The sequence below is a fragment of the Halomonas sp. GFAJ-1 genome (assembly GCF_000236625.2).
Taxonomy (GTDB): domain Bacteria; phylum Pseudomonadota; class Gammaproteobacteria; order Pseudomonadales; family Halomonadaceae; genus Vreelandella.
In genome coordinates this window covers 21,357-37,983 of sequence record NZ_AHBC01000002.1, presented here as the reverse complement: position 1 = coordinate 37,983, position 16,627 = coordinate 21,357, and the positions used below count along the sequence as shown (strand labels likewise).

The following is a 16,627-nucleotide window of genomic DNA, read 5'->3' as shown; positions in this document are numbered from 1 at the left end:
TAACAATTATCCTCAAAAATACGCTACCATCACCAATTAACGTTTCCATTAACCTTAATAGTATTTTTCAATGAGTGATCACACACAACGACACCCCCCTTCCGCAGATCTTAGCGGCGATGCACTCCCTCCAGTGGAGCAGCACGCCCGGCAATATGAAGCAGTGCGCAATGCACATGAGACAGAACTGATCGAGGACTATGTTGAACTTATTGGTGACCTAATAAAGCATCGGGGAGAGGCAAGAGCAGCAGATATCGCTACGCGCATGGCGGTTAGCCAAGCCACGGTGTCTAAGATGATTCGGCGTTTGAATGACCTGGGCCTAGTGACCAACAAACCCTATCGCTCTCTGTTTCTTACTGAAACAGGCGAACAGATGGCGAAAACATCACGGACACGGCATGATATTGTGCTACATTTTTTACGCGCGTTAGGCGTCACCGACAGCACGGCACGCATTGACGCAGAGGGCATGGAACACCATGTCAGCGATGAAACACTTGCCATTATGCAAGCGCTCATAAAAAAGCAACGCTAGCGGCTAGCCCAACGCCGCGCCACCTCTGCTGATGTTGCAGCGCGCAAGCGCGAAGTGGCAAGCCTCTGTGGCAGCTACTGTCACATTGCGACAACAGGTTCACACGGCCATAGTGCTAATGCGCAAGCAAATACGCCTGCCACGCATCGCCTCCTAAAGGCCGAGAGTAGTAATAGCCTTGCACCATATCGCACCCTAGAGACTGTAAAACATGCTGTTGTTCAATTGTTTCAACACCTTCCGCAATAACGGTATAGCCCAACAGTTTGCCTAGGTTAATAATCATTTCGACGAGCAAGCGATCTTCTTCTTTACTATCCACACCGAAGACAAACGAGCGATCAATTTTCAATTTATCTATGGGTAGCTGCTGCAAAGAGCTTAATGATGAGTAGCCTGTCCCAAAGTCATCCAACGCTACTTTAATACCTCGGGTGCGGATCTGTGCAATCAGCTGATGGATATGCTGGGCATCTTCTATCATCATGCTTTCTGTGATTTCTAACTCTAAATGCTGGGGACTGATACCTGTTGTTCGCAGCACATTATCTACCGTGGTAAGAAAGTGCGACCCAGAAAGCTGGCGAACCGACACATTCACAGCAACGGTCAACGCATTGCCCGTCGCCTTCAGCCATTTTTGCTGCTCTCGACAGTAGCACCGCTGAGTCAAAGTGATGTCGAAACAAGGCGGCTACCTTTTTAAGTAACGCATCACCTATCCGATAACCTAAGCCATCGTTGATAGACTGAAAATTATCAATATCTATTATTAAGACTGAAAAAGCCGTGTCACGTTTAATCAAACGCTCCATTGTTTCAAGCAGAGATCGCCGATTAGGTAAACATGTTAAAGGATCATGGTAAGCAAGGAACTCTGTTTTCTCAAACAACTGAGCATTATCGAAGCCTACCGCAATATTCAACAAAAAAGCTCGATTAGTCGAATATCTATTTCACTCAATAGACGGCTAGTTTCTATGCGAACAATGAGCTCATCTTGGCGAGGTGACTGCAACCATGACACTTTACGAAGTCATCAGCACCATATAGTTGTATTTCTGCCAATTTTTTCAATGGTAAAATTTGCTTTAACCAAGCGTAACTGAAGGAGGCTTATAATCGCACGCATTATCGAGCCCTCTTCAGCTGATATTCTTTCTAACAAATAACCCACTTTTACTTTTCGAAATTTCTCTATTATCTTCAAAATAGAGTGATGGAAATCATTGATTAGCGATAAGCCTGAATATCTATGCAGTAACTTTAGGTTATACAAAAGTGGGTTTACATGTATTTGGCGGTCAGACACTAGTATCAAGTTGAAACCTTGACTTTTAGCAGCATCTCTTTTAGCGGCAAAACGTTGCATAATTTCAGGTTTTAAAAAAAGCTAGCAGGCTTGATTTCGACGAAAGTAGCAACGCCTGACACATTAATTAAACGAAAATCTGGGGTATAGGGGAGGGTTTTGGCTTCGTAGTTGTAGTGAAACCCTATAGGCTGGGCTTCAAAAGACTGAATATCATTCGAATATTCAAAGTGAAAGCAGGCATCGAATTCCAAAGTCGATTCGACGGTTAGGACATTGCCGTTCTTGGCACTAGCGAACTCATAGAGATTTTTGACGCGGGAGTGACGGAGCTTGCGGCGGTACATGGCTCCACCCTTTTATGTAGTTTAATTATATAAAAGGTAGCTCATGCCAGTTATTTGAGAATTATGCCAACTAGTATTGAAAACGACAAGAAATTGTCGTTTCCACTTCAACTTGACATAACCAATACGAAAAAACAGTCACTTACACCAAGAATTCCACCGCAAAATGACATAAGTTTTCCACTTTTAAATGACATAAAGTAAAACGATCGTTTGCTTCGGTAGCAAAATGACGTTATAAAAAAACATCATGATAAACAGCTCTTGGCCGCAGCACAGGATCAAAACTGCTGAGCATTCCGCTAAGATGGGATACCCAATGCCTTTCGTTGAATTCAGGCTTTGAATGTCTCAAAAGGGTCACTGGTTATATGGCTGATCAGGCCCCACGCCATGTTCATATTCTCTTCAAATTTGGCATAGGGATGTGTTTTTGGGGGTCAATGTTTACGCAATAAACATAGGCCCCCTTTTCCCGATAAGGTAAGCCTTTCTGCTTTTTCGCCAACCGACGCTGCAAATGGCTCGGTTTGGCCTCGTACCGATTCAAATGTAAGGTTCATGCTCATTATCAACTAGCTTGGCAAAATCCTCAGGCTCACCCCTGACCATGAATCACCTCTACATCTACTAAATACGTATTTCGCCCCACACGTTTGAGATCTGCCCAGGCAGCATCAAGGGTCGCCATCTTGAGCGGCCGCCCAATATCAAGCATGCGCGGCAGCAGCTCAATGATGCGTCTACTCGTATGAGTGAACTCAATAGTTCCATAAGGGGTGCGGTGCGTTCCTTTGCGTCCCGTTGTCATAATTGTTAGACGATCGACCGGGATTTGTGAGATGGCCCCATACTCTGAAAGGGCGGACTCCAGTGACACGTAGCTGTACTCGCCACGGCGCATAGCACGAGCGATTTTCTCCAGCCGATAGGTGTCGGGAGTGCGCGAATGAGCATAGCAATAGATACCTCGGGTAACGCCTTCGAGTATCCCGTGCTTACGCAATCGGTTGATTCCTTCCTGAAGGGTTTTTGGTTTATCTTCATGAAAGATCTTTGCTAAGTCACTCAGTGTAAATATATTTCTCCCGATTTTATCCCAATCATCCAGTCGCTGCCGAGCTGTCATCTGATTCATAAGTATACACCTAAACTATATATTTGTAGTTTAGGTGTACGAAAGTGCGCCCGCAACGACTGACCAATATTTGACTGCTAACGAAATGCAGCGCTTGATTTATAAGAGTTCATTAAATCAATGGCATGTCAGGCAATACGCTCGTCCTCATGTGCACTGGGTACTATCCGACCCTATAAAAAAAACCCTCCAAGAAATCTTGGAGGGTTTAGAACCATTGCTGCCTTGCGGCGGTGTGTATCATTACCGTTGCTGGCTTCCAGTCCTAATATCAGCTGCCTATTCGGCGGTTCACGCACTCAGATGCATATGCGCACCGTTCAATCATTTTTCAGCTGCCTATTCGGCGGTTCACGGGCACCTCTGCCCTTGCTTCCTCTACGTGCTTTTTTCAGCTGCCTATTCGGCGGTTCACTAGACCTAGCTAGCAGTTTAAATATAGACATCAACGAGATAAGTACAAAATGATAAAAACACACTTTTTAGCGTAATTCAGGCAAGTAATTGATAAGTATAATAATATATATTCTGAAAATATTTAGGTAATCTGCTTAAGGTTTGGCACCGAACCCGAGTATGTATACTGTGTAGCAAGCCCGTAACTATTGTAGTTATTATACTTGCTTTCTTCGCCAAGTGCTTCAAGCTGCACATACAGTGGGAAGCGCTGGCCTGACGATCGGCTATCAATTGGAATTACGTGGCATTGATCAACGAAGCGATCTGATACGGCACTGCTAGGCATGAACGTCTCGCCACGTTTTTCAGCCCGGTTTTTGCTGCGGATGAGCCGTCTCTTAATTTCTCCCGGAAAAGATTTAGCAATATGCTGATTTCTAATAAACCTAACTTCTTCTAATTTCTCTGGAACCATTTTAATATCACTAACGTCAATAAACCCTTCGTCCGCCATATTCTTAAAACAGCGCGCTGATGATAAATAAGACAAAGCATTAATATCTTTACTCACGAAAGCGATTGAATCACCAACTGTGCCCGTAGCCCATGATGGAAACGAAACACCAATGCCGGAATTCGTTATTTTAGGGCCGCTTATAAACCCATGTAAGCAAGCAATACACCTCCCTGCTAAAAATGCGTGATTGCCTGAAGGCATTAGATATTTTATGCAAAAAAAGTATCTCATTTTTCACCCTTCTTTATTCCTTTTTGGAACATCCCCCCCTTCACTAGCACTGACATCACGTAGTGTGCATTAGGGCTGGCCTGCCTGGTTTTAATCATTTCCTCCGTGATATTTGTAATTTCGTTTAACAGCGAGTAAAAATCTTTCTTCGTAACTGGTTCACGCATAGCTAAAACCCGACTACGATCTGCACCGTATTCACTCACTCTCAAAGGGTATTCAGCCCCTTCATCTAGCCACCAGTCATCAATTTTTTGAATTGCTGCTCCGACTTTATAAGCACCAAAGCTAACTGCTTGACGACCATCGTTCATCGTGCTTTTCATAAACTGCCTAGACGCACTTCCGTTGCCTCTATCATCTTTCTCAACAAATAATTGACTGGGGAAAATTTCTTGGCAAAATTCTGTTTTTATTTTGGCAGCTACATCAGCAAAAAGAAATTTTTGTGGGCAAGAAAGTGCCTCTTCAAACTCAACTGCAAGCCCTTCTAATGATTTAAGCTCATCTCCTTCCCAAGAGGATCCCCACTCTTTATACTGTGCATCTTTAATACAATAGTTTTTTAAATTAGACGTAGAAACCTCCACAGCTATCCCTCTTGCAACTTTATTTTTCCAAAGCCATTCAGCTGAAAGAATATTTTTAGCATATCGAGTTGCTAGCTCTTGGTATCCGCCCAAGTTTCTATAAGTATCAGAGAATTCTTTTAATGCTTTTGTCGCTTCTGCATTATCACAGATATTTGGCTCTAAGCTGTTTGCAATGATGCGTAAAGAAAAACGACAATACAACGTATCGACTAGCGGTGGTACATAACACGTTTCGAGCATTATAGGATTAGAAAAGCCCAAATCGCTCGTTTCTTTAGCACGCGCAGTCCCGGATGCCATATAGCCATCGCTAAACGTTGCCTTGGGGCCACGAAACCGCGTCACTTCCGCTTGCAACGGCTCAAATTCGCTCGAATCTGTCCGGTAATAAAAAACCGCCTTACCCGGATTGAGAGAGCGCTCATAGCTAAGATGCCTGAAAGAGTTCATCATGCCGACCTGCCTATGCTTTTTTCATCAGCATAGTAAGGTTCTGGCTTTTCAACCTCCAAAAAGCGTTTTTAAGAAAGTCAGCTTTACCATTGAGCCTGACGCTTGCCGGTGACAACGTCTCTGTTAGACCTACCAAAGGCTCAGCATAAGCATGGAGCTCCCTGTGTGAACCAGACCGATAGCAAGGTTCTTCAAACAACTGATAGCCACTCATAGCAGGTAAATGATGGGGATGCTTGGACAACCATGCCACCAAGCTGTCGATGCTTTGCACCTGTTTTTCTGAGTCGACAACCCAACGACCCTCGTCCGGCAGAAGCGATATGGCTGCCAATAAACTGTTCGCATCTCCATGTAGTTGGCACCACTGTAAGGCTTCATAAAGTGGCGGAGGCTGCATAGTCCCCCCAGCGAACCTCCCGGGGAGTGCAGACTGCAGCATAGGCAATTCGTCATTTCCAAGCGGGGTATCGTGCCCATCCTCTAGTCGATAGCGAATAACTAAATCCATGCGTAAATCGCAAAAGCGCATATCAATAAGACCTGGCCGCTTGGGAGCCTCACCTGGCTTCGTTGGTGCCAGATACGGGGCAGGTATCTTGGCACCCGAGGAGGACTCATACTGCCGCAAAAACCAAGCAACTCCTTCAAAGGCAATGTTCCGTTTAAGGATGCTTCGTAAACGTAGCTGGTAGTTATAGACGGTTCCCCATACTGCCAGCAGTGAAGGCAAACCCACTAGATAGGGACAAGATAACGCCTGTGCATCGAATACATGTAGGTTTTTTAAGTGAAGGTAATAATATGGCTCTTCAGCCATAGCTTCGTCTTCTTTTATTTTCATCCCAATCAATAAGGACTTAAGCTGAGCCTTGAAAGGAATTAATAGCTCTGGATGATAAGCAAAGCTTTGCGTTTGGGGATACCTCACCAAAATACTGTGTAATTCTTTATTAATCTCAGGTAGGATTTCAAGTAAATCCTCGTCAGGAGCAGAAATCAAAAGGCATGCTGAATTGTTCTGCCGTTCTGAAAGCGCTTCTCCTCCTACATTTCGCCAATAGCTAACTGGGGATAGCCATTCAGATAAAGACTGCCTCAGCAACTTAATAGCAGAACGCCTATGATCTCGCCTCTTCTTTCCGGTCAACAAGCTTTTACTTTCAACAATTTCAGTACATGCCAGGATAAACGATTTGCTTCTTAAAGAACTGTGATGGAAGTCTACAAAAAAGACTCCAGAAGAATTTTCATTTTCTTTATTTTGGCTACAGGCTAATAGTCGAGGGGGATAACTAAGAGCAGAGATATTACCTCCAAGCGAGGATGCTAAATCTCCAACACTTGAAGAGTGCCAATGTTTTATTGTTGCAAAATCTCCACATTTATTACGCCGAGCAATTTGAATGTCGGCCAGTAATGAATGTGATGTGACAGGTGTAATACTGACATCCTTTCCTTGATAAAGAAAGGTAACTTGCACCGAATGCCTTTCCACATAAGAGGGTGATAAATTTTTAGTGAAATAATTATCAAAAAGCGACTGAAGGTAAGTCCATTGACCATCAGACATACCAAGATTCATGAATTCTTTCCGCCATTGCTTGTTATTATCTAAAAAAATAGCGGCCAAACAGTAAACTACACCCTTAAATATAAAATTAGCTCCAAAAAGCTTTGCTTTATTCACAGCTGCTGAGTTGTGTGACCAGCCCAAACGACTCACGCTATTATATGAAGAAACAATACTGTCCGAGGGCTTCTCAGCTTTTACTAACAATCTCTGATGTGCGACACGTGTATCAGGATGCTTTAGATTATGTGAGTGCAGCCACTGTACTTCTTGAGCACAACTTTCGATATACTGCCAATCTTTGAGTGTTTCAATTGCTCTTTTTTTATTCAACAAATCGGGAGCGTCTTGACGCTTATGCGATAAGTTAAGCAACACCAGAATAGCAGCGTTAACATCTTCAGAAACCTCTAGCGGCTGCGTGTAGGGAGCGAAAGCTTTACGAATTGCTTCTGAGCGGTTTGGCTCATCCAATTCCAACAACGTACTTAACGACATGACGTTACCACGCTGGTAAATAATTATTATAGCTGCTTGCCTCAACCGGTATTCGTGACTGACGCAACTCCATGATTTCTCTTAAGTAAAATACTCCTATACCGTTCACTAGCTTTTCATGTGATTTAAATTTGACCGCGCATTTGAGATACCCTTCTTCATATAGACGGTATGCTTGCTCATACGACGTGCCAAGCAAAATCGCGGCTTCCGGCATACTGATGAGCAGATCTGCGACGTTTGGCACACGTGATTGCGGATTCTGATCAACCAATCGTGCTAAAAAATTCTCCAATGGCGTCAAGACGAAATCGCTTTCTGGATAAGCCTTCAACAGCAGACGCGAAATGCCGACAATGTTGCCAAAAACATCACGAAATGAGGTTTTATTATAATCACATACTAATTTCTCGCCTGAAAGCGCCGCTTGCTGCTCTAGTTCCTGTGTAAACACTTCAGGCCAATGCGTGAAATACTCGATAGCCCGCTCAATCGTAAGAGTGGGAACCTGATTACTAGCATCTAACGTTTTATATGCATACAGCTGGTACCACAACAGACATGCTAGGCGCAAACTGACTGAACGGATGTCGAGTAGAGGGTGGTTTGAAGGCGAAGGCTCACCTACTACGAGGCGGCTAGCGATAAGCTGCCATTCGTCTGCTGGCTCCGTGTCAGCATTTCGAAGATCAAATCCGCAGCGGCAAGTATGCAAACATTCAGAATGGGTGTAATTTAATTTCTCTTCGCATTTTGGACACTCATGTAACATCTGTTTGCCATGATTAATACAAGCTTCGTAGGGCATCCAGTGCCATTCTTGCCGAATGTAGTTGGCTTCAGTGAGGCAATCAGGGCAGACAGGTATCCCCTTTTGGCGAACTAACGCTCGGGGTACATGGCTACCTGCATAAAACACGCTACTGTAGCGTGAACAAAATTTCTCGCTGGAATGCATGACTGCCAAGTGCAGTAGCGGAAGTTTTTCATTATCTGTTAGCGACTCCACTAGCTTGAGCGCCCTGATGCGTCGACTACTACTCTGAGCCGCGTGATAAACATTCAAACGGCTCAACTCTTCTGGGAACGCCCCTGCCGCTTCATGATCATGCAGTTGCAGCCAGTCTTTTATCGCTCGACTAAGCTGCTGATAGTATTCGAAGAAATTTTCTTGCGATAGACGGAGCATGTAGCTCTCAAGTGACTCGTTAATGAACGGTCTTGGGCGGACAAGCAATTTCATGGCAACCACCTGCTAAGATATCCTTATCAAACGTATAGCAGCTATCCACCATAAAGCATAAATTTTTCTAAAAAATATTGGCCTATAAAGCTCATCGCGCCTTCTCAATGATCAAAGGCTGTAATGTCAGCGCCGCTCACGCCTAACCGTTGTCACTACCATCGAATGAGCACACCTGGTCAAACAACACAAAAGCCTTGGGCTTATGCCTAAGCTAGAAATTAGATGAGCTTAAACGGCTCAATATCTCGAAAAATGCCTGTTTTGGTCATGTCACGACGCAGCGTAAACGCTTCTACTGCCGCCACCGGGTCGACCTGTTCCAACTGATCGAAGTGAATACGGTTCCACTGTTCTCGGGTGACCTTGATGCTGTAAAGGTACTGATCCCGCGTACCGCCGGTGGCGGGATCAACGACCTGTCGATACCCAGACACTCGCGCTTCTTGAACGTGCGGCAACCGCACAAATACGGCCCCCAGAACACGAAAGGTAATGCCATCCACATGGTCGCGGTATAGCGTCCGTTGTCGTGTGGCACTGAGCGATTTTGGGGTAAGCTTGAGTGCCTTAGCAGGCATCGTCCATTCTCGATCCGGCATCTCATCGTCAGATGGCAGGTCAATATCCAGTGCTATCGTGGTGTCGTCGCTGCCTAGATCAAAGTCAATCACCGTCTCCCGGGGCCAGTCGATCTCCTCCAGGCGTTCCTGAAGCGTGAGTGTCATATCATCACGTTGTCTGAACACGCCCTGCTCTTCGCGCTGCTGCCGAGCAAACTCAGCAGCCTCAAAATCGGCTTTGCGATGCTCCCAGGCACGGTAGTCATCATTAAACTGGGCCTGATGACGTGCGTTATCGGCCTCATGTTGACGGCGTACCGATGGCCACAGCGCTTTCCACCATGGAAGAGACACAGACTTAGGCGGTTTAGGTGGACGCTCAGCAAAATGGCGTGGTGCGTAGCCACGGGATTGAGGGGAAAGTGTATCGAGGTGCAGCCGGCCTAGGCGAATAATATCCGCGTTTAATTCATCGCAGAGTGTTTTGAGCTGTGCACGGATATCGTCGTTTGCATGGCGACGTAGCCAGCGCACGTCCTTGTCGTTGAGGGGGGAGCCATCTTCAAATAGGTAGCGGACGTTGCCGTCTTGATTAACCGATAGCCGTAGCCCCAGCGACTCGCCTTGCCTGATGCGCTCTTCCAGCGTTGCATGGGTCGAGGATGTTCCCAACTGCCTTTGTCGTGAGGCCTGGGAAGAACGGGAAATCTTCGTTCGATAGGCCAGCCCTGTCCCAGGAAGTCCGGCATGTGCATGCGCACCTCGTGGCCCCATGCTCACACTCGCACCGCGTGGGCCGACAGAGAGCCCCACGCCACGCTTGCTGATATTCAATCGCACGCCGGGCGCAAGGGAAATGCGGCGCTGGAAGCGAAAAGCCATTGGAACTCCTTGAAGATGGGATTTTACATCATTGATTCACGCGCCGTTGATCACGTTGACCCACTACACAGTACCAGCGTGCTTCTTCCTCTTGCCGCCGTTTAATCGCCGCCTGCATCGCCTCTTCTGAGGTCGCATAGCGAGTGCGTGACGTACCGTAACTGAACTGCGCACTGCGTTTTTTGCGTGAGCCGTCGGGCATCAGCTCATACCAGGCGGCAACCCAGAGTGTTGTTCCAGTGGGGCGTTCGTAGTGGTAAACGCCCGTGATCGGGCCTGCCGGCTCTTCACGATGACGCGCGACGGAGCGTGCATCTACTAACAACAGCTCTTTCCAACGACGTGCGCCCCAAACCTCTCTGCCCCGCTGGTCTCGATAAGCAATGCACCGCTCAAAGGTGTCGTACTCATTGGCTAAGCGGGAAATCGACTTGGTTTCGGGTTTCCCCGATGGGCGCGGCACACGCACAATGGGGTTACTGTGGCTTTGTGGCCAAGATACGTATTTGGTGCTTTCCCATAGCTGGGGTAGCGATAACGGCGCTCTCATTGATGGACGTTACTCATGGACAATTCACTACACATCTCAGCGAAAACATTTCTCTGATCTACCGCTTAGCTCGCTAGCGTTCCTTGTTCGTTCCTACAGCTTTTGAACACTACTAGGAAATATACAAACTGTGTGCCGAAACTCTCTCTAACCTGCTCATAGGTCGCTACACGTGCTTACTTCTTTCAAAACAAGCAAATTTTAGATTTTGGCACCAACAAACAGCTTTTCAACGTCAACTATCGGCCAGGAGCGGCCTTTCAGCTTTGCCTGATATAACGCCAAAACGAAGGGGCACATCTTACGCGTCCGCCTTCCGTAACTTGTTAAATATCACCTTAATTGAGATTTCTTCCACTTTTAGGAAACTCGGCTGGTATGAAGTTTACAGACTCTTCAAGATACCACTCACAAACTCTTTTGGAGAGAGCATCACCTTCCAAGGCGGTCCCTCTGGCAAAGAGGTCAAATTTTTCTTGAGATTCAGAAAATGACCCTAAGGTTGACTCAACGAACCCATGTATTGCGTTATTCCTTTTAATTCTCCAAGAATCAACCTCATTAAACAGGTCCGAACTATCGTTGAAGCAGTCCTTACTCTTTTTTAAGAGCTTTTGAAATGAAAAACCTTTAGCCTTAATACCAAGACTTTCCAAGTAATTGAAAAGGCAATTACTAATCAAGCACTCTTGCAAGGTAATCGCCTCAAGATTAAAGCCTGAATCAATAGCTATCTCGATTCTTTTTATCGTTTCGCGATGCGCTACGTCTCTTTCCTTTATCTCCTGAGACGCTTCTTCAAAGGAAAGGTCGTTAGATATCGACTTGTGTAGTGACTCGAATAATGAATACCCTCTTTCACCGACTGAGCTCCTATCGATTTCTTTTTGAAACTCAGAAAACTTGATGTGAAATCCATTTATAAACGCATGAACGAAAACCCATTCACGTGGGATCCATTCAAAATATTTTTTTGGCGATTCGGGCTCAGAGATCCCCATCAAGGAGTGCCCAATGTGATATATCCACGTGTATGCTGCGTGAATTAAGCCAGCTACATGAATATAGGTTCTATAGCCATCCGGATATACCTGAGCAACTTCGGGGGACCAATCGATCAGGTTTTGCCTCTGCAACCATAAGGACATCTCCTTCCCGGTAGCTTTGGTTTCCAGTATGTCAATGAGCAAATCAAAGATTTCTCTGGGCTGAGGCGATTGATCGAGAACCCCATCGCAATTGAAACACGTTGAGAGGTTTACACAGAAAGCTTCTAAGTCAAGACGGCCCTCTTCATTGATATGTTCATAGCTCTTAACAAACTCGAAAAATCTTCGCTGCTCCTCCAGTATCTCCTTGCTCATACGGATATCCAACTCTTTCTGATCTGTGGGTTTATAGAATTTAACGCTCAAGCTCACCTGCGGCTCCGCCATAGCACAGCGGAGGCGGAGACGTCAGGTACAGTTTGTTGTTCGGCGGCGCAGGACCGCTCACCTGTCTTCCTCACCCGGGATGACGATAGCCTTGGAGCCATGAAGTATCGACCGATCGCCGCCTTCATAGCGGGACGTGTACGGCCCGATTTTGTTCTCTAAGAAATCGAACCAGCGCCGCCCAAGGGTGTCGATAAAGGTTACGAGTTCATTAGGCGCCCGATCACTGTAGGACGGATTCCAAATTATCTTTGGCTCATTCGACTGCGTGACCTCAACATAGCGATTGACGGTGACATAAAGGAAACAATCAATTGAGGAATAGGAGTGCACCAATGCGTCACAGGCGAGAGCGTGAACGAGGCCTGGCGCCAAACCAGTGAACCCATCATTGACGAATATGAGCACTCCGTTGGGACTGTTGATCCGAAACTTCTCTTTCGTTTCCCGAATTTGCCTATTGGCCTTTTTGAGTACCCGTAGAATGGCGGGCCTTGCAAGGCGAACGAACCCTTGATGAAACCACGCTGGATATTGTCCATCACCTCCTAACAAAAGCGGCCGCCATGAAGGATCTTCTGCAGTAAGCCGCGTTAAGAGATCCTCGAACCCGCGCTTGGCAGATTTAGAACGTAGGAACTCGGTCTCGATTTCCTTCAACTCAAGTACTACAGCATCTTGCTCGAACAGATAATCGGCGTTATCAAAATCGGGAGATTTCGGGAGATCATCCGAGATTCGTTTCCCGCCTGAGATCGATACGAACTCGTCCCAAGTGGCCTCGACGGACAATGGCTCATGTGGCCCCACGTCCCTAAATCCAGGAATTTCACTCATCGTTGACACCACGCTCTCAAAGCTGACGAACGCTTCAATCAGCCGACGCGTCAGCGGTCGGCTGGATTGGTTTGTTAGCCTCTCGTATGACCAGAATAGGAGAAGTTCCTATTTCCTTATATTCATAGATGGCTTTTGCTCTTTTAACTAAACGCTTATCCTCAGACATGATTGCTGAGCAATATGCGCCCATCGCTATATGACCAGCATCACTTCTTACGTTATGAATTTTGTTTAGTTTTCTGCATTTTTTCTCTGCTTGAAAACCTAATATATCAAGCACCGAATTGCATCCAATTATTCCGAGATAAATTGGCCAAATGCCGCAACCTTGTTTATCGATGGGATCAAAGCCAAAAAATTGATCACAACTAATATCTGCCCCGTGCATCGTTGGGGATATTATTTCCCAAATTTTCTCAATCTGTTTCTCGCCTGATATACTACCGATGGAGCCTTTCTGATCTCCGAAAGCCGCCCTAGTCTTATGGATATCATTTCCATTTGATATCATCTCATCGATCATGGAATCAAATTCGGGCTTTATCTGCTTAACTTGGTCAGTCATTTCTGTAGTATCAAAAGGCAAGTCAGAAGTGAGCCTTAAGATTTGCTGTGCGAATTTTTCAGAGAGGTCCTTTAATGGACCTTCGTCTCCACCACCGTTAACCCATACCTGGAATGGGTCGAAAATGGAGTCATCGAAATCTACATCACCGGTTGCTTCAATGTAGCTATCATAATGTTCATATGGGGTTCCGTTCTCAATTAACCTAGCTTCACCAGTAATTTTCCAGTTATCGTCAAGAACAAGGTCTAATAATTTTGCATCTATAGCATCGAGAACACCTAAATATTTCTCAGATTTATTAGAGCGTAGAATCTCTGCAAAGTGCTCTTTTGAGTAAACCCAAGTTACATCATCTCGCTTACTCAGGTTGATAATGCCCTGCAACTGCAAGCCGATGATATTTTGATCTAGGTAAATTAAAGGCTTACTCATAACTCTCCATAAAGGCTAACGCTTGCAGCATGCGCGCCCACGGAATGGAGCCGAAGGCGCAATGTAGTGGGCGTCGCCGTGCCTGCACTGGTTATAAGTCATTTCACTACTCTCAAATAAGGAGGAAGCCTCTTCCCTCCGGCCCTTTGAGTATCCTCACCCAAGAAGACTTTCCGAGCCTCGTCTAGGACCCCTTCAAGTTCTTTAAGATAGTATTCGCAAAGCTCCTCGATAGACTTTTTCTTCAAATCGTCATCATCTGGAACCGGCAATTCGCTGAAGTGCTGCTGAACCTTAGCCATGCTTTCGGGGAGTTCATCGTAATACTTTTCCTTTGTCCCATCCGGCAATTCGATTTCCCACCCACTACCGCCAGTTTGATCTCCAATGAAAAATCCACTGGCTCCTGGGGGAGGTGTTCCCAACTTTACCATGTCAGAAGATGAGAAGTTGACTGAGGCAGATGTGCTGACCGGCAGTTTTCCCTGTTTGAGTATTTCGTTTCTCAGCGTGACGAAATACTTCATCAGAACATCAGACTTCATTTTTTCCTGTATCGGTTGATACCAAGCATCAAACCGATCAGAACCAACAGGCGTTTTAAGGTTCTGAATTACGAAAGTCACTGAACGGCCAAAAACGACCAAGTTTCGGATGCCCGAATACCTCCGGTAGCGATTTCTCGACGTGAGATCCTCGTAGCCAAACCTAGCAGTTTGGAGCGTTTCTTCAGCCTTCTGAATTATCGCCCGAATTTCATTACTCACTCAGAACCTCAATGACTTATAACGCAGAGCTTACCGGCGTGACGAAGGAGCGTACGGTAGAGCATCTTGTTTTGTGTTGGCCCCCATTTGCAAGAGGTCTATAAAATCTGTTCCAGCAGCACTTTTGATTGGGAAATCATTGACTTGAAGCTCCCGAACAATCTTAGGAAGCCGGTGTATAATTACTCCATGCTCTGCGATAAGCGCTACTTCCTGCTCAGATTTGACGTTATTTATAACCAGCTCCGACGACCACTCCCCGCTCCACAGAGTTGCCATAAGTGAGCGCTTCTTGGTGGCATGGAACTTTCCCTCCACCCATTCGGCAACACCTTCAACAAGTTCTTCCTGTGAACGTGCTGCGCTATTCGCAGCTCGGCCTGTTTTTCGTGCAGCTTTGGGCACCTTGGAGATGTAGCTTACCGGTCTCATTGACGCCTGTACCTCAACATGGCGACAAACTGGGCTTTCCCCTGATCTGAACTTTACGGCGACCAAATCAATCTCGTTGACGCCAAGACGGATTCCACGGATAGTGAAGTAACCCTGCCTATTCAGCCATTCCTCAACAATTTCTTCGGCCAAAAGGGCCATAAAATTACCTCGTTACCGACACGCAACAGTTATTATACATCCCTCTACATAACCTGAATGAACGCACCGCCGAGTTCATTCAGGTTATACAGCCCATCATTCACGATCTACCCCATTGAAATTAAAATAAATTAATTATAAATAGGCAGCATAACATAGATTATCGTGCCGGCTGCATAACACGGCTGAATCAGCATGCAGCTTTCGCCGGAAGGGCCGCTTTGGGTCGATTACAGCTCCCTATTCACCTCAACGTAGCTTTCATTCGGCATATTAAGAAATTGAAATTTGTCACTGCTTTCAACGAAAGGGTGAGATCTAGGCGAATTGTTTATTCATGCATCGTGAAGCTAGGTCGTGCGTGCAATGCGCACAAGTCGCTACACACCATTGAGACTGCATGTTATTTGGCAGATTTTTTTGTGTTTCTTCTTTACACCTTGCTTTGCCTCCTAGCGCGCCTAGCCACTGTGCGTGGCTTTCTTTCATCTTTGCTTTTGCGGTTTCTAGTAGCACATACGGCAACAATAAGCTGCGCTCTGATAAAGGCACTCGGTAGAAGCCAAAGGCCAGAACGAATTTGATTGCCTTGTTAAGTGGTCATTCGCAGGTAAACCGAGGCTTTCTGAAACCAGTTACAATCCAGCTTTCTGAGCGCTCATTCCAGCGAGCCATTAGCGTGTAGATGCAGGATGAATTGACTGTCTCCCCGCCTGTTACTGTGGTGTTTGTATTAATCCAAGAGCCCGGACCATACGATGTTACGCTCCCTGTAGTGGTGGTAGTAACGGGGGTTGTGAAACTTGAATTCATTACCCACTGAAAAGCTCTTTCGTTATCACCCATATCGATGGCATTTGAAGGTGGGCCGTAATCTAGGGCAGCTTCACGAATGTCTTTTCCAACGTAAGATTCCATGATCTGCGAAGCGCAGCCTGCGATAAAAAGGGCCGTGACGAGAACTATTCCTACCTTTGCCATAATTACCCTCTGAGATTATCAGGTACCCACGTATCGGTGTTTATACACCCTCTACATAACCTAAATGAACACGGGGGAGCGTTCATTTAGGTTATGCCGCCTATCATTTATGTTCTATTCCATTGAAATTAAATGCAAATGGATATGAATAGGCTGCATAACACAACTG

The 16,627-nt window shown here is 45.9% G+C and carries 16 protein-coding genes; 1 reads left to right on the top strand and 15 read right to left on the bottom strand.

Annotated elements, in window-relative coordinates; all coding sequences use genetic code 11:
- The first annotated feature begins 70 nt into the window (after positions 1-70).
- Entirely contained in the window at positions 71-541 is a 471-nt protein-coding gene (mntR, locus tag MOY_RS00430; protein WP_035539654.1) for a manganese-binding transcriptional regulator MntR, read from the top strand.
- A 115-nt stretch (positions 542-656) separates the two neighbouring features.
- On the opposite strand, the gene MOY_RS00425 is transcribed toward mntR, so the two are convergent.
- The 15 genes from MOY_RS00425 to MOY_RS00360 form a co-directional block, all read right to left on the bottom strand.
- Positions 657-1,136 (bottom strand): EAL domain-containing protein, encoded by a 480-nt coding sequence (locus MOY_RS00425; protein WP_235803662.1) that lies wholly within the window; start codon positions 1,134-1,136, stop codon positions 657-659.
- The gene (locus MOY_RS16780; protein ID WP_082429655.1) at positions 1,087-1,470 is read right to left on the bottom strand and encodes a GGDEF domain-containing protein; all 384 of its coding nucleotides are present in this window, start codon (positions 1,468-1,470) and stop codon (positions 1,087-1,089) included. Before MOY_RS16780 ends, MOY_RS00425 begins: the two co-directional genes overlap by 50 nt.
- 454 nt (positions 1,471-1,924) lie before the next feature.
- Positions 1,925-2,200 (bottom strand): TnsA endonuclease N-terminal domain family protein, encoded by a 276-nt coding sequence (locus tag MOY_RS16600; RefSeq protein WP_009095267.1) that lies wholly within the window; start codon positions 2,198-2,200, stop codon positions 1,925-1,927.
- Between the two features lie 598 nt (positions 2,201-2,798).
- Complete coding sequence (gene abiEi / locus MOY_RS00415; RefSeq protein WP_009095264.1) at positions 2,799-3,338, bottom strand: type IV toxin-antitoxin system AbiEi family antitoxin; 540 nt, start codon at positions 3,336-3,338, stop codon at positions 2,799-2,801.
- A 538-nt stretch (positions 3,339-3,876) separates the two neighbouring features.
- Complete coding sequence (cas6f, locus tag MOY_RS00410; protein ID WP_035539652.1) at positions 3,877-4,485, bottom strand: type I-F CRISPR-associated endoribonuclease Cas6/Csy4; 609 nt, start codon at positions 4,483-4,485, stop codon at positions 3,877-3,879.
- Positions 4,482-5,531, bottom strand: a complete 1,050-nt coding sequence (gene csy3, locus MOY_RS00405; protein WP_009095260.1) for a type I-F CRISPR-associated protein Csy3 — start codon at positions 5,529-5,531, stop codon at positions 4,482-4,484. Before csy3 ends, cas6f begins: the two co-directional genes overlap by 4 nt.
- 10 nt (positions 5,532-5,541) lie before the next feature.
- Positions 5,542-7,602 carry a hypothetical protein gene (locus MOY_RS00400; RefSeq protein ID WP_009095258.1) on the bottom strand — a complete coding sequence of 687 codons (2,061 nt, stop codon included), beginning with the start codon at positions 7,600-7,602 and terminating at the stop codon, positions 5,542-5,544.
- Positions 7,603-7,606: 4 nt separating this feature from the next.
- On the bottom strand, positions 7,607-8,845 hold the full coding sequence (locus tag MOY_RS00395) for a TniQ family protein (protein ID WP_009095256.1): 1,239 nt from the start codon (positions 8,843-8,845) through the stop codon (positions 7,607-7,609).
- Positions 8,846-9,066: 221 nt separating this feature from the next.
- Positions 9,067-10,290: a DUF4236 domain-containing protein gene (locus MOY_RS00390; protein WP_009095254.1), complete on the bottom strand. Its 1,224-nt coding sequence runs from the start codon at positions 10,288-10,290 to the stop codon at positions 9,067-9,069.
- 28 nt (positions 10,291-10,318) lie between these two features.
- On the bottom strand, positions 10,319-10,840 hold the full coding sequence (locus MOY_RS00385) for a hypothetical protein (RefSeq protein ID WP_009095252.1): 522 nt from the start codon (positions 10,838-10,840) through the stop codon (positions 10,319-10,321).
- A gap of 338 nt (positions 10,841-11,178) precedes the next feature.
- Positions 11,179-12,261: a hypothetical protein gene (locus MOY_RS00380; RefSeq protein WP_009095250.1), complete on the bottom strand. Its 1,083-nt coding sequence runs from the start codon at positions 12,259-12,261 to the stop codon at positions 11,179-11,181.
- A 72-nt stretch (positions 12,262-12,333) separates the two neighbouring features.
- Complete coding sequence (locus tag MOY_RS00375) at positions 12,334-13,113, bottom strand: hypothetical protein (protein WP_009095244.1); 780 nt, start codon at positions 13,111-13,113, stop codon at positions 12,334-12,336.
- Between the two features lie 34 nt (positions 13,114-13,147).
- Positions 13,148-14,116 (bottom strand): hypothetical protein, encoded by a 969-nt coding sequence (locus MOY_RS00370; RefSeq protein WP_009095240.1) that lies wholly within the window; start codon positions 14,114-14,116, stop codon positions 13,148-13,150.
- 98 nt (positions 14,117-14,214) lie between these two features.
- Positions 14,215-14,883, bottom strand: coding sequence for a hypothetical protein (locus tag MOY_RS00365; protein ID WP_009095239.1), 669 nt, complete (start codon positions 14,881-14,883; stop codon positions 14,215-14,217).
- Between the two features lie 30 nt (positions 14,884-14,913).
- The gene (locus MOY_RS00360) at positions 14,914-15,477 is read right to left on the bottom strand and encodes a hypothetical protein (protein ID WP_009095238.1); all 564 of its coding nucleotides are present in this window, start codon (positions 15,475-15,477) and stop codon (positions 14,914-14,916) included.
- Between the last annotated feature and the right edge of the window lie 1,150 nt (positions 15,478-16,627).

Bases quoted from the DNA above. Each gene is read 5' to 3' on its own strand.
- mntR (WP_035539654.1), top strand. From the start codon at position 71: ATGAGTGATCACACACAACGACACCCCCCTTCCGCAGATCTTAGCGGC.
- MOY_RS16600 (WP_009095267.1), bottom strand. From the start codon at position 2,200: ATGTACCGCCGCAAGCTCCGTCACTCCCGCGTCAAAAATCTCTATGAG.
- abiEi (WP_009095264.1), bottom strand. From the start codon at position 3,338: ATGAATCAGATGACAGCTCGGCAGCGACTGGATGATTGGGATAAAATC.
- cas6f (WP_035539652.1), bottom strand. From the start codon at position 4,485: ATGAGATACTTTTTTTGCATAAAATATCTAATGCCTTCAGGCAATCAC.
- csy3 (WP_009095260.1), bottom strand. From the start codon at position 5,531: ATGATGAACTCTTTCAGGCATCTTAGCTATGAGCGCTCTCTCAATCCG.
- MOY_RS00400 (WP_009095258.1), bottom strand. From the start codon at position 7,602: ATGTCGTTAAGTACGTTGTTGGAATTGGATGAGCCAAACCGCTCAGAA.
- MOY_RS00395 (WP_009095256.1), bottom strand. From the start codon at position 8,845: ATGAAATTGCTTGTCCGCCCAAGACCGTTCATTAACGAGTCACTTGAG.
- MOY_RS00390 (WP_009095254.1), bottom strand. From the start codon at position 10,290: ATGGCTTTTCGCTTCCAGCGCCGCATTTCCCTTGCGCCCGGCGTGCGA.
- MOY_RS00385 (WP_009095252.1), bottom strand. From the start codon at position 10,840: ATGAGAGCGCCGTTATCGCTACCCCAGCTATGGGAAAGCACCAAATAC.
- MOY_RS00375 (WP_009095244.1), bottom strand. From the start codon at position 13,113: ATGAGTGAAATTCCTGGATTTAGGGACGTGGGGCCACATGAGCCATTG.
- MOY_RS00370 (WP_009095240.1), bottom strand. From the start codon at position 14,116: ATGAGTAAGCCTTTAATTTACCTAGATCAAAATATCATCGGCTTGCAG.
- MOY_RS00360 (WP_009095238.1), bottom strand. From the start codon at position 15,477: ATGGCCCTTTTGGCCGAAGAAATTGTTGAGGAATGGCTGAATAGGCAG.